This is a genomic window from Paenibacillus sp. TAB_01 (assembly GCF_043945595.1).
Lineage (GTDB): Bacteria > Bacillota > Bacilli > Paenibacillales > NBRC-103111 > Paenibacillus_S.
The window spans coordinates 1,086,561-1,110,994 of record NZ_JBIFNP010000001.1 but is presented as its reverse complement, the minus strand read 5'-3'; the positions used below and the strand labels follow the sequence as shown (position 1 = coordinate 1,110,994).

Here is a 24,434-nt window from a genome sequence, read left to right as displayed (position 1 = left end):
TACTATTGTTTTCTCTATACTTTTACGGGCTCCGGCGCTTTCATGCCAGGCCCCTGGGAAGACGGCGTCTGCGAAGCGGAAGCAGGCGCCTGGCCCGATTCGCTCCCTCCGCCGGACGCGCCCTGCTGCGCAGGCTGGTCGGCAGCCTTTTTCCTGTTCAACAGCAGGAACATAAGCGGGATGCAAATAAAGGCCGGAATCGACGAGACAAAGAACGTATCGGCAATTGCACGAATCAAGGATTCCTTGGCCATCAAACCGGCAAGCGTCGTCGTTGCGCTGCCTGTCGCCGTTGCCGTATCTATCCCGCCCTGAACCAGAAGCCCGGTCAGCTGCGAAATAAGCTGGTTGGCCGGCTCCGAGGTAGCAGGCACATTTTCCGCGATACGCACATTGTGGAACGTCTGGCGTCCGCTCATAATCGTCGTCAGAATAGCAATACCCATTGTCGCCATGACCTGCCTGAACACGTTCGACAGCGGAGAAGCGTCGTTAATATCCTTTTTCGGAATTGAGCCCAAGCCCGAGCTTGTAATTGGCATCATACATGCGCCGATCGCGGTGCCCCGGATAGTAAGCAGGACGTTGATCCACAAATGCGACGTATCCCCGGTAAGACGATGCAGCTCGTAGGTGGTTACACCCAATACCGCCAAGCTGATAATGGCCAGCGGCACCAGCCCGAACTTTTGGGTCAGCTTGCCGCTAATCGGCATCATCAATGCCATCGCTATCGACTGGGGCAGCAGCAGAATCCCCGAATCCAATGCCGTCATCCCAAGCGCATTTTGCAAATAAATCGGCATCAGGTACGTACCGCCCATCATCGCCATCATCAGCAATCCCGCGATCAGCGTACTTGATGAAAATCTTATGTTCGTAAAAAGCTTCAGCTTGAGCAGAGGCACCTCTACCGTAAGCTCTACCCATAGCAGCAGCGCAAGACTGACGCCGGCTACATAGAACAAAGATACAATATAAAGCGAGCCCCAGCCCTCGGTTTGCCCTTTACTCAAAGCCAGCAGCAGCGAGCCGAAGAACAGAATGGACAGCACCGCGCCGGGAATATCGAATTTCAAGCTTTTGTTCGTAGGGCTCTCTCTCAGCAGGGCAAAGCATAAGATCGCCGCCAGCACCCCGATCGGGACATTGACGAAGAAGAGCAGCCTCCAGCTGAAATACTCTACGATATAACCGCCCAGCGTAGGCCCAAGGGCAGGAGCAACCATCGCCGCTACGCCCCAAACGCCCATCGCCGAGCCGATTTGTTCTCTCGGAACGATGGAATACATAACCGCCATCCCGACGGGCATAATAAAACCGCCTGTAAGTCCCTGGAAAATCCGGAAAGCGATAAGACTGGAATCGTTCCAAGCCATACCGCACAGGACGGAACCGACCGTAAATCCGATTACGGACATCATCAGAATCCGTTTGCTGCCGAACCGTCCGACAAGGAATCCGCTCATCGGGATAACGACGGCGGAAGCCAGCATGAAGCCTGTGGAAACCCACTGGATCGTTGTGGTCGGAACGCCGAACACCGAGGCCAGCTTCGGTAAAGCCACGTTAGCCAAGCTGCTGCTCAGCACGGATACGAAGGTCGCCATAATGATGGCAATCAGGGGAAGCCAGAAATTATGTTCTTTTTTTTCGGCTTCGCCGTTTGCAGCGGGAGCTTGCGCTTTTTGAGATTCGTCAGGCACGTGATCTCCCCCTATTCGACTTTCACTTTGCTGCCGTCCGCCAATGCATCTGTCGGATTAATAATGATTTGCTGTCCGGCTTTGATCGAAGCATTCTCTTTCATATAAGCCCAGTCCGCATTTTTATCTTCGACGGAAACCTCTACCGCCTTGGCGGTTTGATCTTGAATGATATAAACGAACGATTTATTATCTTTTTTAATAATGGCGGATTTCGGAATTTCAAGACCGCTTTGCTTCGAATCCTTCAAATTCACTTCTGCCGTCATCCCTGCAAGCAGCAAGCCATCGGGATTAGGCGCAGTCACTTTTACAGGGAACGTGCTTGTGTTCGTATTGGAAACCGGGGACACAAAATCGATTTTCCCAGGGAATGCTTTGTCAGGCACGTTGCTGACCTTCACATCCACATCCATGCCCGGCTTCAATGTATTGATCAAGGTATCCGGAACGCTCAGCTCCACCTGAACCTGATCCATTTTGACAATGTTGACCAAAGCTACGCCAGGCTGCGCCATTTCGCCGACGGAGATGTTCTTCTTCACGACCACGCCGTCAATCGGAGCTACGATCGTTGCATTGGCCAGCGCGTTGTTGGCGAGCTCCAGACTCGCATTCAGCCGGTTAACATCGGCCTGCAGCGCCTCGATTGTATTGCCTGTCGCACCGCTGCGCGCCAGATCCAGCTTCGATTTGGCTGCGGATACCGCCGCTTCAGCGGACTGCTGGGAAGCCAGCGTCTGCTGGTATGCCGCTTGGGCCTTCTCGTAATCGGCTGTGCCTTTGTCCAGATCTTCCTTCGTTACCGAAGAATTCGTGTCATACAGGTTGCGAAGCTTATTGTACGATTTTTGAGCGAGGTCAAAACCGGCCTTGGCCTGATCTGCGCCTGCTTTCGCCTGATTAGCAGCTGCCTGCGCTTGCTGCACAGCGCTCTCCAGACCTTGAATCTCTTGGCTTCTGGCACCTGCTTGCGTATCGGCCAGCTTGGCTTGCGAGGCGACCACAGCTGCTTCCGCCTGCTTCACCTGCGATGTAAGATCGTCCGTTTCGAGCTGAATGATCACATCGCCCTTTTTCACCTTGTCGCCTTCATTGGCTTTCATTTCGAATACTTTGCCCGATGTTTTGGCAACGACTTTCACTTCCTGGTCGGGGATGACCTTCCCGCTGAGAGCGGAACCGGCGCTCTGGCCGAGCTTGATCGCTTTGACGGAAATTTCTTGCGCTGCGCCGGTCTTCGGCGCGTCCGCCCCTCCGCATCCGGGCAGTGCGGCAATAACGAATAAAGAAAGGATCGCAGGGATCCATGTCATTTGTTTTGTTCTCATGGCTAGTTCTTCCCTATCCTTTCAGATGAATTTTGATGACGGTGCTCATACCTGGCGATAATGCCAGTCCTTGCTGATCGTCAATCGAGATTTTGATAGGTACGCGCTGGGTAACCTTGGTAAAGTTACCGCTTGTGTTGGTTGCAGGCAGCAGCGAGAAGGTTGCGGCAGTCGCTTCACCGATCTCCTGTACTTTGCCCATCAGGGTTGCCCCCGGAAAGGTGTCCACCGTAAACTCAACGGGCTGGCCTACTTTGACCCGGTTAATGTCGCCTTCTTCGATGTTGGCATTCAAATACAGATGCTTTTTGTCTACGACCATCGCAACGGTCTGGCCCGGCGAAACCACTTCTCCAGCCTTCGCCATCGTTTTGATTACCGTGCCGGTGATCGGCGAACGGAGTGCGGCTTGATCAAGCACGCTCGTAGCCAGATTCGTGCTGTCCTGCTGGGCGACGATCTGGTCTGCCAGCACCGTATCCCCCTCCTCCACTTGAAGGGCGGTCATTTTTGCGGAAATACGCGGCATTACGCGGTAAATATCGCCGGCAACGCGGGAATCCTCAGACTTAATGAAATAGTGCGATTCATACCAGAACCAATAGCCTCCTCCGGATGCAAGAACGATCGCAATAGCCAAGATGGAGTACAGTACTTGTTTCCTCTTCATAAAATCTCCTCAACCTTCTTTATTTTCCAAGTAAGTAGTCAAAAGCTCCAAGGATCGAATAATCGTATCCAGCTCCTCCGAGCTTAAATCGGCCAGCAGCTTTTCATAAAAGCTTTCCTGGAAAAATTGCAATTTCTCTTTCAATCCGTCAATCTTGCTCGTCTTTTTGATCCAAACGATACGGCGGTCGCTTTCATCCCGAATCCGTTCCAGCCAACCGTCCCGCTCCAGCCGGTCGATAATCCCAGATACGGTACTGTAGGAAAGATGGGTATGCTCGGAAATTTGACCGATCGTCTTAGGTTCAAAATAAACTTGACCTATAATGGCAATCTGAGGTGTCGTCAGCCCAAGCTCTTTCAGATCCTTGCTCATGATTACATTGAAAATTTTCGTCAGTCTTCGAATGGAATGGCCAATTTGCATTGCTCGACTCATGAATTTTTGCAACCTCCATTTATTTCGCAAACGAAATATTAATAGATAAAAATATACCATAGGATGGAGGATGCGACAAGATGAAAGAACAGACGGGATACTTATCCCCGCCTGATGACAAATCCGATGTGCCGAAGCTTAGATGCCGTAATTGTTGCAGTAAAGCAGCCAGGGTTCCATTCTTATGTAATTCCCCCTTCGTGAAAGGAAACTTCAACCGCCGGAAGCCCTTTACTTCATATATTTCGCATAAGAAATAATTCTTAAAGAAATATACCACGAACTAAATGATTTGAAAAGTAAATTTTTTACGATTAAACGACGAGTTCCCTTCTTTAAGCAAACCGCCGTTTCACAGCCCTTATACCATATAAAAAGAAGACCGCCCTTTGTTGAAAAAAGGCAGTCTTCCCTTCTTTAAACCTTTATTGCACACTCAGCGTTCCCATTGCAATCCAGTTTACGATCCCCCGCAGCTCGGGCGAATATTTGCTTCTGACGACTTGAAGGATGGCGCAGTCCAGCTGCTTCTCGTGCACAGTCGCATAGCAGGCCGTTTCATTCGTCATAGCTACAAGCGCATAATCCGTGTTGGCAAAAGGCTGGTCGAACTCGATCCGGAGCTCCGCGAATTCCTGCTCCACGCGCACCTGAAACGGTGCAAGCCCAAACTGCTGCAGCGCAGGAAGGCTCTGAGCGCACTGCACAGGCGTGAATGAAAGATGTTCCGGCGTTACGGTTCCCTCCGCCAGGTGCCTGGATTCAATGATGCCGTCCGCAAGCTGATCGCCCGAGATGGCCGGGATTGTTAGCGTGTCGCTCTCGCTTACAGGTTCCGTTTCGGCTAATATCTCGGCTGTTTCCGGTTCCGCTACGGTCTCCGGTTTCACTAAAGTCTCCGGCTCCGCTGCGGTTTCCTGCGCTTGCGCGGCAGGAAGTACAACCGAGAGGATCCGTTCCTGCCATTGCTGAAGAAATCCAGGGTCCAGATGCAATGCCGAAATGCTTCCCGGCAGCAGATGATATCCGGAGATCGACTCCTGTCTAATATGAAGCCCGTCAATCGCATCGGTCTGCACTTGCATCGTACCGACGGAGCCGTTAGCCAAGTGGATGGTGTCAATGACGCCTTCACCCAGCTGCTCGCGGCCTACGGAGCCCGCGGCCAGGTGCTCGACGCTTACTGCACCTTCCGCCAGTTGTGCTCCCGTCACTGCGCCCTCAGCCAGCTGCTCCGTGCCTACCGAGCCTTCGATCAGCTGCGCGCGGCCTACAGAGCCTGCGACCAGGTGCTCGACGCTTACCGAGCCAAAAGCCAGCTGCTCTCCCGTCACTGCGCCTTCCGCCAGTTGCTCCGTTCCTACCGAGCCTTCGATCAGCTGCTCGCGGCCTACAGAACCCGCGGCCAAGTGCTCGACGCTTACCGAGCCAAAGGCCAGCTGTGCTCCCGTCACTGCGCCTTCCGCCAGCTGCTCCGTTCCTACCGAGCCTTCGATCAGCTGCTCGCGGCCTACAGAACCCGCGGCCAAGTGCTCGACGCTTACCGAGCCAAAAGCCAGCTGCTCTCCCGTCACTGCGCCTTCCGCCAGCTGCTCCGTTCCTACCGAGCCTTCGATCAGCTGCTCGCGGCCTACAGAACCCGCGGCCAAGTGCTCGACGCTTACCGAGCCAAAGGCCAGCTGTGCTCCCGTCACTGCGCCCTCAGCCAGCTGCTCCGTGCCTACCGAGCCTTCGATTAGCTGCTCGCGGCCTACGGAGCCCGCGGCCAGGTGCTCGACGCTTACCGAGCCAAAAGCCAGCTGCTCTCCCGTCACTGCGCCTTCCGCCAGCTGCTCCGTTCCTACCGAGCCTTCGATCAGCTGCTCGCGGCCTACGGAACCTGCGGCCAAGTGCTCGACGCTTACCGAGCCAAAGGCCAGCTGTGCTCCCGTCACTGCGCCCTCAGCCAGCTGCTCCGTTCCTACCGAGCCTTCGATCAGCTGCTCGCGGCCTACAGAACCCGCGGCCAAGTGCTCGACGCTTACCGAGCCAAAGGCCAGCTGCTCTCCTGTCACCGAGCCCTCGGCGAGCTGCTCCGTTCCTACCGAGCCTTCGATCAGCTGCTCGCGGCCTACAGAGCCCGCGGCCAAGTGCCGGGCGCTTACCGAGCCAAAGGCCAGCTGCTCTCCTGTCACCGATCCCTCGGCGAGCTGTTCCGTCCCCACGACGCCTGCGATCAGCTGCTCGCGGCCTACGGAACCTGCGGCCAAGTGCTCGACGCTTACCGAGCCAAAGGCCAGCTGTGCTCCCGTCACTGCGCCCTCAGCCAGCTGCTCCGTTCCTACCGAGCCTTCGATCAGCTGCTCCGTTCCTACCGAGCCTTCGATCAGCTGCTCGCGGCCTACAGAGCCCGCGGCCAGGTGCCGGGCGCTTACAACTCCAGCCGCTAAGTGCGCAGCCGTGATGGCTCCTATAGCTACCTGTGCTCCCGTCACCGAACGCTCTGCCAGCTGCTCTGTCCCGACAGCGCCTTCGATCAGCTGCTCGCGGCCCACAGAGCCTGCCGCCAAGTGCTCGACGCTCACCGCTCCAGGAGTCAGCTGCTTTCCTGTCACCACTCCTTCTCCCAGCTGGGCGGTGCCGACGGCCCCTTCGGCGAGCTGCTCACGGCCTACCGCTCCGATTGCCAAATGCTCAGTGTTCACCGAGCCTGAAGCAATCCGAGATCCCGTCACCGCGCCGATCGCCAACTGTCTTGTGCCTACGGCGCCTTCACTCAGCTGTTCTCGCCCTACCGCTCCGGATGCTAAATGGGATCCGGTTACCGTGCCGAAAGCAAGCTGAGCTCCCGTTACCGCTTCCGCTGCAAGCTGCTCTGTTCCGACGGCGCCATTGCTCAGCTGCTCGGAGCCTACCGCTCCTGCAGCCAAATGCTCGGAGGTCACAGCCCCCGAAGCCAGCCGTGAGCCCGTTACCGCGCCGACGGCCAGTTGGGCAGCGCCGACAGCTCCTTCGGCGAGCTGCTCACGTCCAATCGCTTCGGCGGAGATGTGCTGCGAAGTAATGGCGCCCAGGGACACGTGCTCCGCGGCTACAGCCCCTGCCGCCAGCTGCGTTCCAGTAACCGAACCGGCAGCTAGCTGAGCCGTGCCGACAGCTCCTTCGCCCAGCTTTTCCTGGGTTACGGGCGGCCCGCCAATTTATCCCGTGTGACCGCTTCATTGCTCAGCTGACTCGATTTTACCGCCGCTTTTGCAATATGAATTCCTTGTACGGCACCTGCCGACAAGTGCTCTCCGAGCACCATTTCCCGGCCCAGCTTATCGGAAGTGACGCTGCCCTGCGCAAGCTTGGCGGTGGTGACTGACAAATTCGTTAATTTGTCAGTTGAGACGGATTCGCTCGCCAGCTTCGAAGTCGTGACACTGTGATTGGCCAGCTGGTTGGACAGCACGGCACCTTCCTGGATATGCTGAAATTGAATCGATGCAATGCCCAGCTTCTCCGAGGTAACCGACCGGTCCGCCAGCTTAGAAGCAATTACCGCTTGATCCTGGAGATGTTCTTTTCCTATCGATTGCGTGGCGATATGACCGGATTGCACCGCTCTATCCGCGACATGCATGCTCCCTACGATCCCTGTGCACAGATGCTCTCCCGTTACCGCTTTGGGAGCAATTTTCGTTGAAGTGACGGCTTGATTCGCCAGCTTCGACGCATCGACCGACACATCCGCCAGCTGCTCCGCGCCTACGCTCTGGGGAGCCAGCTTGCTGCCCGTCACCGCGTTTTCCGCCAAATGACGCGCCTCTACCGACTTATTGTGCAGATGCTTCCCTTCAATAGAAGCTTCTTGAACATGCACCCCCGCTACGGACTGCTTCGCCAGCTTTTCGGAGGTTACGGCACCATCCAGCAAATGATCCGTAAGGAGGGAAGCCGACGCGATATGCTCCGTCAAAATTTGCTTGGGAGCGATGTTCGTACTCCTTACAATGCCGCCGGACAAATGTTCGTGCAGCACCGCATTGGATTGCAAATGCTCCGATGCAATGCTCCATGGGGCCAGCTTCTCTTCGGTGACCGCATGATCGGACAGCTTCTGCGTCGAAATTTCTCCGTCGACAATCTTTCTGCCGGTCACCGAATGATCGCGCAGCTTTTCGGTCGTCACGGATAAGTCGGAAAGCTTGGCGGTATTGATGCTATAGTTAGCCAGATTCGTCGTCTGGATCGTGCCGCTCTTGATTTTTTCCGAGGTGATCGACTGATTCAATATCAAGTCGCCCGTAATCGCTTCTTCGGCCAAATGCTTGGTTTGAATCGAGCGTTCGGCAATTTTCATCGCATCGATGGTTTTATCTGCAAGCTTATCGGAGGTGATGCTGTTGTCCTGCAGCTTTTCTCCGCTGATCGCCCGCTCCTGAATTTTTTCACTTGTAATCGAAAAGGGAGCGATATGCTCCTCCGTCACCGAACGATGCGCCAGCTTTTGCTGGGTGACACTTCGGTCTGCGAGCTTTGAAGTGCTGACGGCGTAATCCCCCAGCTGCTCCCCTCCGATTCCGCCTCTTTTCACATTGCTTCCGTCAATGGCATTGCGGGCGATTTTCTCATGAGTCACGGCTTCGTCCGCAAGATCATCCGTGTACACAATGGCCGTGGACTCGGACGCAAGCTTGCGCTCCTTAAGCACGGGACCTGTAGAAAGCGACCGGGCCGGCGGGGCGACAGCCGCAGGAGCCGGAACCGATTCCGGCTTGGCTTCAACCGCGGAGAGCTGACTGACCGAAACATCCGTCAGCACGCTCCCCTCCTGGGTCGGTTTACTTGATTTACTTGATTTATTTTCTTCCGTGATCCGGTCAAGCCATTTCAATTCGTTGATAAACGTACTTCTTCGCTGGGTCCGCTTGCCCGTGACCTCTCTTCCTCCGTTACGCTTCCTCATGCTGTGCATCCTCCCTTTATGGTTCCACGGCATTGTCTGCCTCGAATCGATTCCTTGGAATTCACCATAAGTAGTCATTTGTAACATATGCATTCACCCAGAAGGAAGTCATTGCGTCCGGTAAAAATAGGCGGAAACCCAGCCGGCTTCGTGCAGCAGCCATCTCGAACCGCTATTTATTTCAAAAAACAAAAACAGCCTTTTTCTATACGAAAAAGGCTCAGGCTGTCAAGAAAGCCACACGAAGTGAACCATGCGTACCAACGCAGGTGGGGTATCTTTCCGGAAGAGTTTACGTCCGCCTTTGAAATTCGTGAAAATACCTTCAAATCTAATCCAATTCACGAGTTTCAACAGCGGCTGGAGGAGGATACCCCACCGGAGTATCACACAAATTCAGGCTTCGACAAGCTCAGCCTTTTTCTATACGAAAAAGGCTGTTCCCATTAACGCTGATATGGAAAGCACGATCAATGGATGAAGCTTAAACTTGGCCATCCCCAGCACCGCAAAGACAAAAATAAATACCATCAGCAGTGTGTGCAGATTCAAGCCGAGCAAAGGCTGTCCGTTTCTTGCGACCCGGTAGGCCGCATACAGTACCAAAGCGGCAACCATTGGCTTCAAGCCGTAAAATATAGCCTTCATAAACTTTTCGCTGCTCGATTTATAAAAAAACAAGGCTAACGCTATTATAATAAGAAAGGATGGTACAATCATGCCTACCGATGCGGCAACCGCTCCGAGAAGCCCGTCAGCCTTGTAACCGATTAATACCGCGCTGTTCGTAGCTATCGGTCCGGGCGACATGCCCGCAAGAGCGACGGCATCCGCAAACGCTCCCGGCGTCAGCCAGCCTTGGGACACCACCTCATGCTCAATGACGGATAAAATGGCAAAGCCTCCGCCGAAGGAAACCAAGCCTACTTTAAAAAAAGTCCAAAACAAAGCCCAAAGCACAGATCAACGCCCCCTCTCAGCGCGGCTCATATCCCGTCGCCCCAAATATATTGACCTGGATCGACAACGGCGGAAGCCCTTGTTTTTGTCTTGGCGGACGTTTCCCGGCTTAAGAAGACACCCCATTTTTCTTTCCACTTATATACCGCATAACCGGCAGTTGTCCCCATAAGCAGGAGCAGTGCGGGATGAAGGCCGGTGAACAGCAGTCCAGCTAAGCCCCCCAATACGATCAGCATAGTCGTTTTGTCATATACCGCCGACTTCCACATTCTCCAGCCGGAGACGGCAATGAAGGCAACGACCGCGGCATGAATACCTTCAAAAGCCGCTGTTATTTTCTTGTTGTCCTGCACTGCGGAATATCCGATCGTTAACAGAAGCATAATAACAAAAGTAGGCAATGAAATGCCTAGAACGGCGGCAATCGCCCCCGGCAGACCGGCTAATCGGAATCCGATTAAAGTAGCCGTATTGACACCGATCCCGCCCGGAGCGGACGAAGCGATAGACAGCACATTGTTCATTTCCTCCGAATCCATCCATGCCCGGGTTTCTACGATTTCCTTTTCTATAACCGGGATCATAGCGTAGCCCCCGCCGAATGTTACCGGGCTTATTTTGCTAAACGAAATTAACAAATTCCACAGTAAAGACGCTTTCTCCCCGTTGCGTTCCCCAATCATCTACAGCATCCCCTGTTCATTTGACCTGTTATGTCCATTATAACTGACTTTTTATCTTTTTGAAATAAACTATAGTATAATTCTTTTTTATTTTAGATAAAAGGGATGGTTATAATCGTTTCACAACAGAAAAAGCTTCTTTTTTCAGCGGGATACTATGAATTAAACTCCTACTTTATTTCATTTTTATTTTTTCATCCTGAGCGCTCGTCTATACATCTCCAGCCATCTCATGGCCGTCCGTTCCCAGGTGAATTGCTCCATTACCTTTCGAACGCTTTCTTCCCCCATACGGCGTACCAACGCTTCGTTCGTCAGCAGGGAAGCAATTCTGGGCGCCAGCTCCTTGTCTAGCTGGGAAGGGCCAATTAAATATCCTGTAACTCCATTGCCGATAATCTCCTTCATGCCCCCAGCCCTCGTCGCTACCACCGGCACGCCGGAAGCCATCGCTTCTACATTCACCAGGCCGAACGCTTCTTTATGATTGGAGGGAACGACAAGCACGTCGGCGAGACGGAACCAGGACGCGATCTCCGAATGCGGAACGAACGGCACGAAACGAATGTGCTTGGGCATCTGCGCGCCGATCCGGTGCAGCTTCCGTACATAAGGCGTCATTTTATTCGAGCCGTAATGAGCGCTGCCCACTACCAGAAGCACAGCTTCCGGCACCTGAGCCGCAATCTGCCGCATAACCCGAAGCAGGTGATGAACGCCCTTCATCTCGATTAAACGGCCCACATACAAAACGATCTTTTTACCTGTATAGCCAAGCTCCGCTAGCTTCAGCCGCCGCTGCCGCTCCCCCTCCTCCGACCACCGGGATAGAAAGGCGCCGCTGTCGACCCCTAGATGGTTAACGGCCACCTTGCCTCTGACGGCAGGCACTTTGCGAATAAGCTGCTCCTTCAAAAAATAGCTGTTGACCACAATGCGGTCCGCGGCAGCCAGACAGCTTCGAAGCTCGGCTTCACCGATATGCGGCCGTGAAACAAAGGTCAGGGAATGCAGGGAAAGCCACAGTCTCGCTTTCGGATAAGCCTGGCGAAGCTGACGGATAAACCGCGGGCGATTCTCCACCTGAATGATAGCGGGACGCAGCTCGGCAAGCCTGCGGGCAACCTGGCGAATGTAGCCCAACGGAGACGGGCAGGGAACCCTGACGTACTGGACGCCTTCGATAGTTTCGGAGAGCGCTCTCCCCTTCACTATTTTGCCAAATACGACCGGCTGCACCTCCTGCGTCATCCGCTTGGCCACCTGCTCCACCACAAGCTCCACCGAGCTGCTTACCGCAGACGGAATAGCAAAAGAGCCCGGGGTCACGATCACTACCACAGGTCGGCTCATATTGTTGCCCCCTCCTAGAAGATTACCGAATGCGATATCGTTCGGAAAATTGCTTCATTATATTCAGGTGGAAGCCGGGAGGTTATGGATCAGGCAAAATGAGTCCGGAAATGTAATTTTACGGACCAAAGCCAGAATCAGGACCGATTATATGAGACAGGCATCACAGAGATCAATCAATGCCCACCGCACCTGTCCATACACTGAGGGCAAGGACGACATATGCTGTAGAGTCAGGCAGATACCATACCCGTTTTGCGGAAGGAGTGAATCCCATGCAATCTCCCTATGTGGGCATCCTCGTTAACAACAAGCTACACCGCAGAATCCCTCTAGGGAAAACCAAATACGAAGCCATTGAATTCTATGTAGAAGCAGGAAAAAAATACGGCTTTACGCCTTGTTTTTTCCGGATCGAGGATTACCGTCCCGGACGGCTCATGAGCGCTTATGTAATGGAATCCGGAGCGTTCACCAAAAAAGACGTCCCGGCGCCGAATGTCATTCACAACCGCGCGATCTATTCCAGCTTAAGCCAGAACCGCAAGCTGAGGTCCTGTCCCTTGCAGGCAAGCAGATTTTCAACCGCTGGAACCGATACGGCAAGCTTCGTATTCAACAGCTGCTAAACCAGGATCCTAACCTGCGTCCGCACCTGCCGGGAACTTATAAAGCGACGGCCGGCAATATTGCCATCATGATGCGGCTTTACGATGAGCTTATCATCAAGCCGAATAAAAGCAGCATCGGGCGGGGCGTGATGAAGATGGAACGGATTTCGTCCGGCTGGAAGCTGACGTACCCGGCCAGCTTAAGCATTCACAACCAAAAGTGGAAAACCGTTCGCTTCAAGGGCTCACTGCTGCCTTCGGTGCTCCAAAAAAGATTAAGAAGCACAAGCTACATCGTACAGCAGCGTCTTCCTCTCGCTACCTACCGCGGCCGTCCCTTCGATCTGCGGGTTTCGGTCCAGCGCGGCGGATCGGGCACATGGCAGGTTACAGGTATTGTCGCGAAGGTGGCCTCCACCAAAACATTTTTAACGAATGTAGCGCAGGGCGGCTCCGTTCATAAGCTGAAGGAGATTCTGAGCCAAGAATATTCCCATCTCAACATGGACGAAGTCGTGCGGGATATTCAAGATTTCTCGATTCGCATCGCTCGTTATTTGGCACAAAAGCTGCCTCATATCGCCGATCTCGGGCTGGATATCGGCATAACCGCAGACGGTTTCCCGCTTTTCATTGAATGCAATAGCAAGGATCAGCGGTACAGCTTCCGGGAGGCAGGCATGAATCAAGAGTGGAGAGCTACTTATTTCACCCCTATGGCCTATGCCAAATATTTGCTGGACAAAGCCTCCGCTCCCCCCAGAGCGATCCCTAACAGGGTCGCTCCGGATATAGGCAGCATCCCCTCGTTTTAAAGTCCGGACCGGTTCAATGCGCAGATCCCGAACCCGGGACGCTCTAGCGTGCGGCTTCCACCTCGGCATGCCGGAAGCAGCGGATCGTATGATCGTTTACCATCCCGGTCGCCTGCATATACGCGTAGCAAATCGTCGTGCCGATAAATTTGAAGCCCCGCTTCTTCAAATCCTTGCTCATCGCGTCGGATTCTGCCGTGCGCGCCGGCACCTCGCCGAGCGATTGCCGGTGATGGTGCAATGGACTGCCCCCAACAAACTGCCAAATGTACCGGTCAAAGCTCCCAAACTCCTCTTTTACCCGCAAAAAAGCCTGTGCATTCGTCACAGCCGACTGCACCTTGAGCTTGTTGCGAATAATCCCCTCATCCTGCAGCAGCTCCGCCATTTTCGCTTCATCGTAGAGAGCCACCCGCTCCGGATCGAATCCGTCAAACACTTCACGGTAACGGGCCCGCTTCTTCAGAACCGTGTACCAGCTCAACCCGGCCTGCGCGCCCTCCAGCACCAGCATTTCAAACAGCTTGCGGTCGTCGTGAACGGGAACCCCCCATTCCTTGTCGTGATAGTCTATGTACAACGGATCGGAATTGACCCACCCACAGCGTTCTTTCTGCATCAGCCTGTTCGCTCCCTTTCTCTTCGTTTAAAACGATCATACCATATCATATGGACAAGTTTTGTCATAGTTAAGGAAAAACAAACGCAAATCAAGCTGCCAATTTACCTTGAAGTGAATAAGCGCACAGCACGAAAAGACCCCGTCCCGTAAAGAGCGAAGTCCAGCCGCTGAAGTATAAGAGAACAAAATCGGCCAATCAACCCTTAGCAAAAAGGCCCCTGCCCAGTGGAGGCCGCTGAAAAAGTCATCGCTGCGAGTACGGAACATGCTTACGCTCGCTGTTGTCCCTGGATTTCTTGGGTTATCTTCCGCTTGCAGCGGTTGAAATCCGGGAGCAAGGGCGAACGCTCGCGCTTCTACATTACGTTCCTCTAGTTACAGCGGCCTCGCCCCGTACGGGCCTAGAAAAAAATGCGGACCAGACCGCCCCGGAGCGGTGTCCTTCCGCACCGCACGCGGGGCTCGGCCGGCCGCTGCACAGCACCGCATCGCGCATGTCGGAAAATTAAGCGCGATCCGTCTCTCGCCGCCTTCGTTAAAGTCTCTTCGTACCGAACGCGCCGCCGCCCGTCAACAGCGCCGCGCCGTACGATGATTCCACCCGCCCGCTCGGCAAGAGCTTAACGCCCAAGGAAGCGCGGGAGCGGCTCTATGTCGGTTCTGTGACTACCAGCCGAAGGCAATCCCGTCGCCGCGGGGATCGGCGGCGCCGCTAAGCAGCCCGTTCGGACCGATCGAAATGCCTTGCGCCTGACCCATCATGCCGTCCCATGCTTGCATCAGCTCAACCTTATGCCCCCACTGCTGAAGTTGGGCGCCAATCGCCTCGAAGCCGCGATTCTCGATACGGAGCGCGTCTCCGTCTTCACCCCAGGTCCGGCCGTATACCCAGCGCGGCAGCGCAAGCGCTTCTTGGATGGTGCAGCCGTAGTCCAAGACCCCGGTCATCACGGACAATTGGGTCTGCGGCTGTCCTTCGCCTCCCTGCGTGCCGAACAGCAGCGTCGGCTTGCCGCCGCGGCAGATCATCGCAGGCATCAGCGTATGAAAGCACCGTTTGCGGGGAGCCAGCACATTGGCCTCGCCGGCGTCCAAGGAGAAGAAGGAGCCTCTGTTCTGCATCAGCACGCCGCTCTCACCGGCCACATATCCGGAGCCAAAGTCGAAATACAAGCTTTGAATAAAAGAAACCGCGTTGCCCTCGTCATCCACCACAGCGGCATAGGCCGTATCCTGTCCGATCGCCCGCGACAGAAACGGGGCTCCCTGCGGCGGATGAAGCGGCAGCTCCTGAAACAGCTTGCGGGCATATTCCTTGGACAGCAGCCTGTCGAGCGGAATATCCGCGAAATCCGGATCTGTAAGATACCGGTCGCGGTCGCGAAACGCCTTTTTGACCACTTCCGTCATCAGATGATAAAACTGTGCGGATTCCCTGGGGACAGCCGCCAAATCGAGCGATTCCAGCATATTCATCATCATCAGAGCTGAGAAGCCCTGCGAATTCGGCGGCATCTGATATATTTCATGACCGCGGTAGGCCGTCGACAGCGGTTTCACCCAATCACTCCGATGGCTCGCAAAGTCTTCCTCCTCCAGACAGCCTCCATCCTTGCGGATGGCATCTACGATAGCTTGCATGACCTTACCTTTATAAAACGCATCGCGGCCTTGTTCCTGTACGGCCCTCAATGCAGCGGCAAGCTCCGGCTGCACCAGCCGGTCGCCCGGAAGCAGCAGCTTGCCGGAACGCATATACGTACGGGCCAGCCCGGCCTGCCCGCGGATGAGCTGTTCGTTGCGGCATATCCAATAGTACAAATTGCGGGAAATCGGGAAGCCTTCCTCCGCATAAGCGGCAGCAGGGGCAAGCAGCGCGTCCCACGGCAGGCGTCCGTATTTCGCCGATACTTCCCACCACGCGTCGACCATCCCCGGTACCGTTACGGCCGATTGTACCCCCCTCTGCGGGATCGCGGTCAGCCCTTGGCTCAAATAAAATTCCGGCGTCGCCCGGCGGCCGGACCTTCCCGTGCCGTTAAGACCGGTAATACACTTCTCCTTGGCAGAATACATCAGCATAAAAGCGTCTCCGCCCAAGCCTGTCATATGAGGATAAACGACAGCCAATGCGGCGCTGATCGCAACCGCGGCGTCGAATGCATTGCCGCCTTGCTGCAGAATCCTTCCTCCCACCATGCTGGCCAGATAGTGAGGCGTCGCAATCATTGCATGAAAAGCCGTCGGCATGATCGGATTCATTGGATCTCCCTCCATTAAGTTCATTTTACCGAACACGTTCCTATTATTCATACGAAGCGGAACGGCTACAGCTGGTCGGCGTATACGTCCAAAGCAGCCTGCACAGCGCTGCCGGCATGCACATCGGCACGATGCCGGATAAGCACCGCTTCAAGCGCTCCGAGCAAATGGAGCACGTTCTTTTTATTGCAGCTGTAGCCCATCGTCCCGATTCTCCATATTTTCCCTTTCAGCGGACCGAACGAGCTCGCAATTTCGATGCCGAACTGCTCCAGAAGCATGGAACGGACGGATTCGCCGTCAATCCCTGCCGGAATTTCAATGCAGGTCACCACCGGCATTTTACAGTCCGGATCTCCATAGAAGTCAAGCCCCATCGCGGCAAGACCGGCCACCAGCGCCCGCTCGTGCAGCAAATGGCGCCGGAACCTTGGCTCCAGGCCCTCCAGCAGCGCTATACGAAGACCTTCGCGAAGCGCATACAGCATGGAAGTCGCTTCCGTATGGTGATTGAGACGGGCAGGGCTCCAATAGTCCTGCAGCTGGCTCAAGTCCAGGTAATTGCTTTGAATGGTGCGGCCCGGCGCAGCAGGAGGAGCCGATTTGTCCCGCAGGCCCCGCTCGATTTTTTTACGCCGGAGCACCTTCGCCTCGATGCGATCATTGTACGTAATCGGGGACATTCCGCTCGGAACGGACAAGCACTTCTGCGTACCCCCGATAACCGCATCGAGCATCCATTCGTCCGTCTTCACTTCCACGCCGCCGATCGTAGCGACAGCGTCAACAATCAGCAATATATCACGTTCTCTGCAGGCAGCGCCCAGCTCAGACAACGGTTGTATGCGTCCGGTAGATGTTTCTCCATGGACAACGGCTACAATGGCCGGATGTTCACGATCCATGGCTTCGATGATTTCCCGGGGGTCGAAGACCTGTCCCCATTCTTTTTCAATCGTGGCTACTTCGGCTCCGCAGCGCTCGGCAATTTCCCACAGCAGGTAGCCGAAACGGCCGTAAATCGGAATCAGCACCTTGTCACCAGGCTCGATTACACTCGTTAATACCGCTTCAATCCCGCTTCGCGACGTTCCGTCGACCGGATACGCCCATTGGTTATGCGTTTGAAACAGATGCCTGAGCATCTCCATCGTTTCATTCATCAGTCCGGTAAATTCCGGATCAAACTGCCCTAGAATCGGGAATGACATCGCCCGCAGCACCCGCGGATCCACTTCTACCGGACCCGGAGTCATAATGGTGCGCGGGGAAGGAGATAAATCGCCGTAGGTCTTCATAGTATCGCTCCTTTGTTCGTTCCGGTGCCGGCGTTCGTGTAACACAATGAGTACAGCAGCTGGGCCAGCACAAAAACACCGGTTCCCAAGTCCCTTGGGGACGTATATTCGAGAGGGGAATGACTGATTCCCCGATGGCTCGGCACGAAAAGCATCGCCGTCGGACAGCTGCGCTGAAACATCTGCGCATCATGCCCTGCACCGCTGACCATGCGGCGGTAAGGGATGCCGTACTCCCGGCATACGGCTTCCGTTTCTGCCGATAAAGCTGCCGTCATCGGCGCAGGCTCCACATCCATCCATAGCGAATGGCAGAGCCTCAGCTCCTGGGCGGCCGCGATTGCCGAGAACTGCTCCAGCATGGCTGAGCAGAAGCCGTGAAGCACATCCGTCCGGTCATGCCGGACATCGACCGTAAACGTCACCTTGCCCGGAATAACGTTAGACGTGTTCGGCTCCAGCTCCAAGCGGCCTACCGTCGCAACCAGCGGCGCGCCCTCCTGCAATGCGGACAAGCGCAGCTGCCGGATCATCTCTACCGCACCGGCCAGTGCATCCCTGCGCATCAGCATCGGCGTCGTGCCCGCGTGATTGGCTTCGCCGTACACCTCGAAGGTAAACCGCCTTTGCCCAACTATCGCATCGACGATACCTACGGACAAAGCTTCGTTTTCCAGCACGATTCCCTGTTCCACATGCAGCTCGATGAAAGCGGCGAAATCCGAGCGGGCCGCTTCCTTCTGATCCGCCCGTCCGAAGCCTGCAGCCCGCATCGCATCCATAAAACCGATGCCCGCTCCGTCCCGGAGCCCTTCCATATCCTCCTCGCGGAAAGCCCCGGTTATGCTACCCGAGCCCCAATAAGCTTTCGGGAAGCGGCTGCCTTCTTCCTCGCACAAAGAAATGATTTCGACCGGACGCTTCGGCCGGCCATACCGTTCTTTCAAAAAGCTGACGGCCAGCAGCGCAGCGGCTATCCCGTAAGCGCCGTCGTACCGTCCGCCCTGCGTAACCGTATCGATATGAGAGCCTGTCAAGATAGCAGGAGCTTCGCTGTCCGTTCCCTCCAGACGGCCGTATAGATTGCCGGACCGGTCAAAGCTGACCGTCAAGCCAGCATTCTCCATCCGTTCAGCCAGCGCTTGCTGCGCATCAACCCAGCTCTCCGAGTAGAGCAGCCGGGTAACGCCGCCTGCGGCGTCGGCGCCGTAGCCCGACAGCCGCTGCAGCAGCTGCTCCGCCTTTTGCCCGAAGCCCGCACAGAGCTCCTTCATCTCCTCATCCGTAACGGACATCCATTCGCTCATCGCTGCTCCCCCTTGCTTGTTCTGCGCATGACGCTCGCTTGGAGCCCCCCGGTAACCTCGCCGGCTTCCGGGCGGCGCTATTCAACCGCGGCGGCGCTCTGAGCTGCAGCGCCGGCCCCTGCGGAGGATGACAGGCCCCGCTGGCCGAATCCAAGCGGACCTACTACGCCATCCTTGCTGTTGTATATTTCCTGCCCTCGGCACAAAGTCACAGCCACACGGCAGCTGAATGTCCGGCCTGTATAAGGGCTGTGCTTATGGCGCGAATACAGCTGCGCCGCTTCCAGCGTATAATCGGCCTTCGGATCGACAAGAACGATATCGGCATCCGCGCCGATCCGGATCTCGCCCTTCCGGTAATCCAACCCGAACCGTTTGGCCGGCAGGTAGGACAGCATCTCGGCAAGCTTCTCAAGCGGCATGCCTCTGAGCACATGCGCTTCATGAAGCATCACTTCAAGCGTGTTCTGAGCGCCGGAAATGCCGCCCCATGCGTCGAAGAAGCTGCCGCTCTCCGGCGATTTCATCCAGGCCGGGCAGGGCGAATCGTCCGAAGCGATAACATCGACGCGCCCTTGCTCCACAGCCCGCCACAGCTTCTCCTGCTCGGACTCGCTGCGCAGCGGAGGCGCGCACTTAGCCACCGCTCCGAGCCGCTCCATATCCTCTTCCGTGAATGCCAAATAATGCGGGCATGTCTCCGAGGTCACATTCATCCCCACCTGCTTCGCCCGATCGATCAGCTCGATCGCCGCCTCGCTGCTGATATGGACGAAATGCAGCGCGCAGCCGGTATGCCGGGCGTAAAACAACGCCCGGTTGACCGCCTCCAGCTCCGCCAGCACCGGGCGGGTCGCAGCGTAGTCGAGCGCGGACGTCTTGCCTGCGCTCCGGGCCCGCTCCGCCAAGCGGGAGGTGAGCGAGTCGCTCTCCGCATGAAGGGCCAGCACACCATTCAGCGCGGCGATCCGCTTCATCCCTTCGTACAGGGTCAGGTCATCGACCTCGCGGAAAATGTCCTCGCCTTCGCCACCCGGAGCGGACAGAAAGGCCTTGAAGCCGACCACGCCGGCTTCGGCTAGCCCTTCAAGCTGGTCCCGGTTGCCGGGGCACGAAACCGCCCCATATCGCATAATCCACATGCGAATGCTCTTTAGCGGCATCCAGCTTCTGCTGAAGGGCGGATAAACTGACCGTCGGAGGCGTTCCGTTCAGCGGCATATCGATGTAAGTCGTGACGCCCCCTGCGGCAAGCGCCGCCGAGCCTGTGGCGAACCCTTCCCAATGCCCCATGCCGGGCTCATTCAAATGCACGTGCGCATCGACCAGACCGGGAAGCACATAATGCCCTTCAGCGTCGATAACCCGTGAAGCTTCCGATTCCAGACGGTCCGCCAGCTGCGCAATCAAGCCGTCTCGAATCCCGATATCCAGCTTCCGTGTCCCGCCTCTTAACACAACCAAACCGTTCTTAATAATAGTATCCAATCGGTCAGACATGGCCGGCTCCTCCTTCGCTCGTTTGATTGGCTGTTTAGCTTATTTGAGGAAATTTATATTAAGGCTGCTTACATTTATCTATTTATATAGAAGAACTAGCTTCCTCTGTACGTGCTGTACCCGCCCGGAGCGACCAAAAGAGGCACATGATAGTGACTCGCGGAGTCGCCGACACCGAAGCGGACAGGTACCTGATCCAGGAACGGGAACTGCCCGGAGGAGATTTCATCGCCGTGGTCCTGCCCCGCCAGCCGATAATATTCCGCCACATGAAATACCAGCTCATACGCGCCGGGCTGCAGCGCTTCTCCCTCCAGCAGCGGCTTATCTACGCGGCCATCCGCATTGGTTTTGCTGCCCAGCAGATACTTTCGCTCCCCTCCTGTGCTCAATCGAAACAGCTCCAGGCGCATGCCTACGGCCGGACGGCCGCAGGACAGCTCCAGCACGTGCGTCGTTAACCTTCCCGCCATCGCCTTCCCCTCTTTCACCATTCATTTCGTGCCGCGCGACTTAACATTCACTAAGGCATCGTTGTGCCAGATCATTATTGCTTTATAAGGAGATTAGATCGTCGAGACGGAACCGCGTGATCTTGAATACTTCCCTGAGCGCCGCAGCAAGCTCGGCATCGGCTTCATTGTCTACCCGCTCCCGCATGGACGCGGCGATGGTATCCTTCGTCTGCCCGCGGACCGCCATAATAAACGGAAACCCGAACCTTTCCGTATAAGTCCGGTTCCAGGCGGTGAAAGCCTCGAACTCTTCCGGTGAAAGCTGATCCAAACCGGCTCCCTGCTGTTCTTTAACGGAGGCGTCGGTCATATGAAGCTTGCCCGCCAAATCGGGGTGCGCCCGAAGCAGCTCCAGCTTCTCTGCAAGCGCCGCCTCCTCCACTACGCGGACCATGGCCCGGTGCAGCTGCTCGATCGACTGAAACGGCCGGGCTGTCCATGCCCGTTTGGCTACCCAGGGCGAATGCTCGAAAATCCAGCCAAGCGTTTCCGCGAATGCTTCGGAGGTCATTCGGTTCACTTGTCCCAATGTGATTTCCATGATAGATATCGCCTCCTTTTTATATAAATCGCTTTATGATATGTTATGTTTTATTACACGATTATGAGGTCGCAGAGGGAAGGTGTCAACAGACTCCCGTGGCATTCAGACCGTTTTTGTGCATCGGGACTAATGAAACCTAAATTATTCGGTGAGCCCAACCGTATTTTACAAGCGCGCTTTCAGTCCTTATGGATACGCCCGGCGCAATCCCCTGTGGGCTTCGGCCCCCGCCTTTAATCTAAAAAACGAGGGATTGGAGAATCCCTCCAATCCCTCGCCCCATTCCCCGATTGATTCTTGTCCTTATACCGTCCCAACCCTGACGCCCAGCTCGTTTAACCAGCGGCGGTACGCCACGGAAAGCACATCCGCTTTATGATTCAGCTCCGCCTGAAGATCCAGCGGCAGCAGCTCCGGCTTTTGCGTTTCGATAATCCAGGCGTCCTGCTCGAACACCGTGTTTTGAAAATGGATAAACTGCTCATCCGGCACATCGAATGCATAGTTGCGCGATACAACCATGTATACAACACTCTCTTTGTCACCTACCGGATTGATCGTCAGCAAAATCCACAGCGTCTGCCCCGTATCCGCATCCTTCTTGGACAATCTGGCCGCCAGCGGACGAAATACTTCCTTCACATAGACGTAAGTCGTTCCTTCCTCGGCATCCGATCCGGAATGAGCGACCGGCTGAAAAATCGGAATATCCTCCGTGTAGATCCGGTCCGGCTCCTTGAAAATCTTGAAATCAGGCAGCTCGGCAAAATCCGGATGGCCCAGCAAGCCCCCGTGCACGAACATCAGGTGGGCGAAATCGGTGAAGTTTTCAATGATGCGGGTGGCGGCGGCATTCACATGGTAAGGCCCGCAGGCGAGCGGCCGGAATGCAGGGTTATCGAATTCCTCAAAATCGGGCAAAGGCTTCTTCGCCTCTCCTATGCATACCCAGATCAAACCGTATTTCTCCACACAGGCATACGTCGTCGCCTTCGCTCTCACCGGAATCTTCTCGTCCTTGCGCTGCGCCGGAATACAGACGCATTGGCCTGCGGTATCGTACTTCCAGCCATGGTAAGGACAGACCAGCACCCCGTCCTCTACCCAGCCCTTGGACAGCATAGCCCCGCGGTGGATACATAAATCGCGGACGGCGTGAACCCCTTTGGGCGTACGATAAACCGCCACGCGTTCGCCTAAAACGATCACGCCGACCGGCTTCTCGCCCAGCTCCTGAGCGGAAAGCACAGGATGCCATTCATTTTCCAATACCGGATCGGCCAATCTTTCCAATTGCACAGCAGCTTGTTGTTTCATCGTTCAACGCCTCCATAGATTCAATGTATAATTAGGATTCAGTCAGTCCGGCAAGGCTGTTCTTATCTACTCCACCACACGAAAAACGGGATATTCCGGCGCCAGCTTGGCTCTCAGCCGGTCCACTCTCGCCTGCGCGCGGCGTATGATCTCCTGCTCATCCACCAGCGTGCAGGCGCCATGCTCCACGACAACCTGACCGTTAACCAGCACCGTGTCGACATCGTTGCCGTTAGCGTTATACACCAGCGCGGAGCTGGCCCGGTGAACGGGACTTATATGCGCCTTCCTCAGATCGACAACGACCACGTCCGCCTTTTTCCCAGGCTCCAGGCTGCCCAAATCCCGCTCGCGCCCCATCGCCCTGGCCCCGTTCACGGTGGCCAGCTGCAGTACCTCCATCGGAGGCAGCAGGGTGGAATCCAGCTGATTGACCTTGTGCAGACAAGCGGTAAACTTCAATACCTCCAGGTTATCCTGACAGTTGTTGCTGCCCGGCCCGTCGGTTCCGAGCGCGACGTTGATTCCAAGCTTCAGCATATCGGGCACCCGGGCTACGCCTGAGGCCAGATACATATTGGATACAGGGCAGTGCACGACTGAAGCCTTTGCCCTGGCGATCGATTCCAGCTCCCCGTCGTCCAGCCAGACGCCATGCACCACCTGCGTCTTCGGCCCAAGGAGGCCGACAGCTTCCAGCAGCTCCAGATTGCGCAGACCGAACCGCGCCTTCGTATTTTCAATTTGATCGCTGGTTTCAGCTACGTGAATATGGGAAATCAGCTGCCGCCTTTCGCTGTATTTGGCCGCATGCTCAAGAAATGCTCTGGAGCATCCGTACAAATTCAGCGGGCCCATCGCAATTTCGATCCGCCCCGACGCCGCTCCGTCCCATTGATCGAGCAGTTTGTCGGTGTTAGCGAAAATCTCTTCCTCCGTCTCGCGAAGTTTCGGTTCGTAGCTTAAATCTACGCCTCCCCGCGCCATACAGCCCCGGATGCCCGATTCCTCCATCGCACGCAGTACACCGTCGTCATTCTCCGGATACGTATGCACATAATGATGGTCCATGATATAGGTAGCGCCCGACTTTAAATTCTCGATGCAGCCGATGAGAGCGGCCAAATAAAAATCTTCCGCCTCCATCGCAAGGGACGACGGCCAAATAATTTGTCTGAGCCACTGGGCCAGCGGCATATCGTCCGACACGCCTCGGATGAACGTCTGGAACAAATGCGTGTGCGTATTGACCAGTCCGGGAACGATGACCTTCCCTTCCGCATCATGGACCCAGCTTGCAGATTCAAGCAGCGCCTGCTTGGAGCCGTCCTGCGGCCATTCGCCGACCTCCCGAATGGTATCGTGCTCGATATACACATAGCCGGGCTTATATACGCTGCGATCCGGATTCATTGTCAGCACCGTTCCATTATAAATAAGCTTCTTGGTCACTCCGCCGCCTCCCTCACCAATTGCATCCTGCTCTTTCACGCTGGCTGCTCGTTGAATACTTCAATAATTTATGTCAGATTTCTTGACATGATTATAAAATGGTTTCAGAGAGGCCGT

22 protein-coding genes are annotated in these 24,434 nt (G+C 55.6%); 3 read left to right on the top strand and 19 right to left on the bottom strand.

Annotated features, from left to right (window positions below):
• Nucleotides 1-14: 14 nt before the first annotated feature.
• The 6 genes from ACHHV8_RS05420 to ACHHV8_RS05395 form a co-directional block, all read right to left on the bottom strand.
• Nucleotides 15-1,706: a DHA2 family efflux MFS transporter permease subunit gene (locus ACHHV8_RS05420; RefSeq protein WP_395157367.1), complete on the bottom strand. Its 1,692-nt coding sequence runs from the start codon at nucleotides 1,704-1,706 to the stop codon at nucleotides 15-17.
• An 11-nt stretch (nucleotides 1,707-1,717) separates the two neighbouring features.
• Entirely contained in the window at nucleotides 1,718-3,037 is a 1,320-nt protein-coding gene (locus tag ACHHV8_RS05415; RefSeq protein WP_395157366.1) for an efflux RND transporter periplasmic adaptor subunit, read from the bottom strand.
• A gap of 13 nt (nucleotides 3,038-3,050) precedes the next feature.
• Nucleotides 3,051-3,707 carry an HlyD family secretion protein gene (locus ACHHV8_RS05410; protein ID WP_395157365.1) on the bottom strand — a complete coding sequence of 219 codons (657 nt, stop codon included), beginning with the start codon at nucleotides 3,705-3,707 and terminating at the stop codon, nucleotides 3,051-3,053.
• Between the two features lie 9 nt (nucleotides 3,708-3,716).
• The gene (locus ACHHV8_RS05405) at nucleotides 3,717-4,145 is read right to left on the bottom strand and encodes a MarR family winged helix-turn-helix transcriptional regulator (RefSeq protein ID WP_395157364.1); all 429 of its coding nucleotides are present in this window, start codon (nucleotides 4,143-4,145) and stop codon (nucleotides 3,717-3,719) included.
• A 425-nt stretch (nucleotides 4,146-4,570) separates the two neighbouring features.
• On the bottom strand, nucleotides 4,571-7,204 hold the full coding sequence (locus tag ACHHV8_RS05400) for a WIAG-tail domain (protein WP_395157363.1): 2,634 nt from the start codon (nucleotides 7,202-7,204) through the stop codon (nucleotides 4,571-4,573).
• Between the two features lie 101 nt (nucleotides 7,205-7,305).
• Nucleotides 7,306-9,075 carry a hypothetical protein gene (locus ACHHV8_RS05395; protein WP_395157362.1) on the bottom strand — a complete coding sequence of 590 codons (1,770 nt, stop codon included), beginning with the start codon at nucleotides 9,073-9,075 and terminating at the stop codon, nucleotides 7,306-7,308.
• A gap of 111 nt (nucleotides 9,076-9,186) precedes the next feature.
• Here ACHHV8_RS05395 and ACHHV8_RS05390 point away from each other — a divergent pair, with 111 nt between their 5' ends.
• Complete coding sequence (locus ACHHV8_RS05390; protein WP_395157361.1) at nucleotides 9,187-9,525, top strand: hypothetical protein; 339 nt, start codon at nucleotides 9,187-9,189, stop codon at nucleotides 9,523-9,525.
• Here the strand turns inward: ACHHV8_RS05390 and ACHHV8_RS05385 are convergent.
• The 3 genes from ACHHV8_RS05385 to ACHHV8_RS05375 all read right to left on the bottom strand — a co-directional run bounded on the left by ACHHV8_RS05385 (nucleotide 9,499) and on the right by ACHHV8_RS05375 (nucleotide 12,074).
• Nucleotides 9,499-10,035, bottom strand: coding sequence for a chromate transporter (locus ACHHV8_RS05385; RefSeq protein WP_395157360.1), 537 nt, complete (start codon nucleotides 10,033-10,035; stop codon nucleotides 9,499-9,501). The two genes, ACHHV8_RS05390 and ACHHV8_RS05385, sit on opposite strands and share 27 nt — an antisense overlap.
• Nucleotides 10,036-10,061: 26 nt before the next feature.
• Nucleotides 10,062-10,721, bottom strand: coding sequence for a chromate transporter (locus ACHHV8_RS05380; RefSeq protein WP_395157359.1), 660 nt, complete (start codon nucleotides 10,719-10,721; stop codon nucleotides 10,062-10,064).
• A 186-nt stretch (nucleotides 10,722-10,907) separates the two neighbouring features.
• Nucleotides 10,908-12,074 (bottom strand): glycosyltransferase family 4 protein, encoded by a 1,167-nt coding sequence (locus ACHHV8_RS05375; protein ID WP_395157358.1) that lies wholly within the window; start codon nucleotides 12,072-12,074, stop codon nucleotides 10,908-10,910.
• Between the two features lie 275 nt (nucleotides 12,075-12,349).
• Between ACHHV8_RS05375 and ACHHV8_RS05370 the strand changes: the two genes are divergently transcribed.
• Both ACHHV8_RS05370 and ACHHV8_RS05365 read left to right on the top strand, forming a co-directional pair.
• Nucleotides 12,350-12,703: a hypothetical protein gene (locus ACHHV8_RS05370; protein ID WP_395163698.1), complete on the top strand. Its 354-nt coding sequence runs from the start codon at nucleotides 12,350-12,352 to the stop codon at nucleotides 12,701-12,703.
• Nucleotides 12,631-13,500: a YheC/YheD family protein gene (locus tag ACHHV8_RS05365; protein WP_395163427.1), complete on the top strand. Its 870-nt coding sequence runs from the start codon at nucleotides 12,631-12,633 to the stop codon at nucleotides 13,498-13,500. The genes ACHHV8_RS05370 and ACHHV8_RS05365 overlap by 73 nt, the downstream gene beginning before the upstream one ends.
• A gap of 43 nt (nucleotides 13,501-13,543) precedes the next feature.
• Here the strand turns inward: ACHHV8_RS05365 and ACHHV8_RS05360 are convergent, their stop codons facing one another.
• The 10 genes from ACHHV8_RS05360 to ACHHV8_RS05315 form a co-directional block, all read right to left on the bottom strand.
• On the bottom strand, nucleotides 13,544-14,119 hold the full coding sequence (locus tag ACHHV8_RS05360; protein WP_395157357.1) for a DNA-3-methyladenine glycosylase I: 576 nt from the start codon (nucleotides 14,117-14,119) through the stop codon (nucleotides 13,544-13,546).
• Between the two features lie 669 nt (nucleotides 14,120-14,788).
• Nucleotides 14,789-16,384 carry a gamma-glutamyltransferase gene (gene ggt, locus ACHHV8_RS05355; protein ID WP_395157356.1) on the bottom strand — a complete coding sequence of 532 codons (1,596 nt, stop codon included), beginning with the start codon at nucleotides 16,382-16,384 and terminating at the stop codon, nucleotides 14,789-14,791.
• 65 nt (nucleotides 16,385-16,449) lie between these two features.
• Nucleotides 16,450-17,682: a pyridoxal-phosphate-dependent aminotransferase family protein gene (locus ACHHV8_RS05350; RefSeq protein ID WP_395157355.1), complete on the bottom strand. Its 1,233-nt coding sequence runs from the start codon at nucleotides 17,680-17,682 to the stop codon at nucleotides 16,450-16,452.
• Nucleotides 17,679-18,989 (bottom strand): allantoate deiminase, encoded by a 1,311-nt coding sequence (allC, locus tag ACHHV8_RS05345; protein ID WP_395157354.1) that lies wholly within the window; start codon nucleotides 18,987-18,989, stop codon nucleotides 17,679-17,681. The genes ACHHV8_RS05350 and allC overlap by 4 nt, the downstream gene beginning before the upstream one ends.
• 77 nt (nucleotides 18,990-19,066) lie before the next feature.
• Nucleotides 19,067-20,131, bottom strand: a complete 1,065-nt coding sequence (gene allB, locus ACHHV8_RS05340; protein WP_395157353.1) for an allantoinase AllB — start codon at nucleotides 20,129-20,131, stop codon at nucleotides 19,067-19,069.
• On the bottom strand, nucleotides 20,076-20,489 hold the full coding sequence (locus ACHHV8_RS05335; RefSeq protein ID WP_395157352.1) for an amidohydrolase family protein: 414 nt from the start codon (nucleotides 20,487-20,489) through the stop codon (nucleotides 20,076-20,078). The genes allB and ACHHV8_RS05335 overlap by 56 nt, the downstream gene beginning before the upstream one ends.
• Nucleotides 20,490-20,584: 95 nt before the next feature.
• Nucleotides 20,585-20,962, bottom strand: coding sequence for a hydroxyisourate hydrolase (gene uraH, locus ACHHV8_RS05330; RefSeq protein WP_395157351.1), 378 nt, complete (start codon nucleotides 20,960-20,962; stop codon nucleotides 20,585-20,587).
• Between the two features lie 82 nt (nucleotides 20,963-21,044).
• Entirely contained in the window at nucleotides 21,045-21,545 is a 501-nt protein-coding gene (uraD, locus tag ACHHV8_RS05325) for a 2-oxo-4-hydroxy-4-carboxy-5-ureidoimidazoline decarboxylase (RefSeq protein WP_395157350.1), read from the bottom strand.
• Between the two features lie 306 nt (nucleotides 21,546-21,851).
• Nucleotides 21,852-22,865, bottom strand: coding sequence for an aromatic ring-hydroxylating dioxygenase subunit alpha (locus ACHHV8_RS05320; protein WP_395157349.1), 1,014 nt, complete (start codon nucleotides 22,863-22,865; stop codon nucleotides 21,852-21,854).
• 66 nt (nucleotides 22,866-22,931) lie between these two features.
• Nucleotides 22,932-24,317, bottom strand: coding sequence for an amidohydrolase family protein (locus ACHHV8_RS05315; protein ID WP_395157348.1), 1,386 nt, complete (start codon nucleotides 24,315-24,317; stop codon nucleotides 22,932-22,934).
• Nucleotides 24,318-24,434: the final 117 nt, after the last annotated feature.

What these genes read in the sequence shown, in the direction of transcription:
- ACHHV8_RS05320 (WP_395157349.1), bottom strand. Translation starts at nt 22,865, where the DNA reads ATGAAACAACAAGCTGCTGTGCAATTGGAAAGATTGGCCGATCCGGTA.
- ACHHV8_RS05395 (WP_395157362.1), bottom strand. Translation starts at nt 9,075, where the DNA reads ATGAGGAAGCGTAACGGAGGAAGAGAGGTCACGGGCAAGCGGACCCAG.
- uraD (WP_395157350.1), bottom strand. Translation starts at nt 21,545, where the DNA reads ATGGAAATCACATTGGGACAAGTGAACCGAATGACCTCCGAAGCATTC.
- ACHHV8_RS05415 (WP_395157366.1), bottom strand. Translation starts at nt 3,037, where the DNA reads ATGAGAACAAAACAAATGACATGGATCCCTGCGATCCTTTCTTTATTC.
- uraH (WP_395157351.1), bottom strand. Translation starts at nt 20,962, where the DNA reads ATGGCGGGAAGGTTAACGACGCACGTGCTGGAGCTGTCCTGCGGCCGT.
- ACHHV8_RS05360 (WP_395157357.1), bottom strand. Translation starts at nt 14,119, where the DNA reads ATGCAGAAAGAACGCTGTGGGTGGGTCAATTCCGATCCGTTGTACATA.
- ACHHV8_RS05370 (WP_395163698.1), top strand. Translation starts at nt 12,350, where the DNA reads ATGCAATCTCCCTATGTGGGCATCCTCGTTAACAACAAGCTACACCGC.
- allB (WP_395157353.1), bottom strand. Translation starts at nt 20,131, where the DNA reads ATGTGGATTATGCGATATGGGGCGGTTTCGTGCCCCGGCAACCGGGAC.
- allC (WP_395157354.1), bottom strand. Translation starts at nt 18,989, where the DNA reads ATGAGCGAATGGATGTCCGTTACGGATGAGGAGATGAAGGAGCTCTGT.
- ACHHV8_RS05380 (WP_395157359.1), bottom strand. Translation starts at nt 10,721, where the DNA reads ATGATTGGGGAACGCAACGGGGAGAAAGCGTCTTTACTGTGGAATTTG.
- ACHHV8_RS05375 (WP_395157358.1), bottom strand. Translation starts at nt 12,074, where the DNA reads ATGAGCCGACCTGTGGTAGTGATCGTGACCCCGGGCTCTTTTGCTATT.
- ACHHV8_RS05335 (WP_395157352.1), bottom strand. Translation starts at nt 20,489, where the DNA reads ATGTCTGACCGATTGGATACTATTATTAAGAACGGTTTGGTTGTGTTA.
- ACHHV8_RS05410 (WP_395157365.1), bottom strand. Translation starts at nt 3,707, where the DNA reads ATGAAGAGGAAACAAGTACTGTACTCCATCTTGGCTATTGCGATCGTT.
- ACHHV8_RS05350 (WP_395157355.1), bottom strand. Translation starts at nt 17,682, where the DNA reads ATGAAGACCTACGGCGATTTATCTCCTTCCCCGCGCACCATTATGACT.
- ACHHV8_RS05405 (WP_395157364.1), bottom strand. Translation starts at nt 4,145, where the DNA reads ATGAGTCGAGCAATGCAAATTGGCCATTCCATTCGAAGACTGACGAAA.
- ggt (WP_395157356.1), bottom strand. Translation starts at nt 16,384, where the DNA reads ATGAATCCGATCATGCCGACGGCTTTTCATGCAATGATTGCGACGCCT.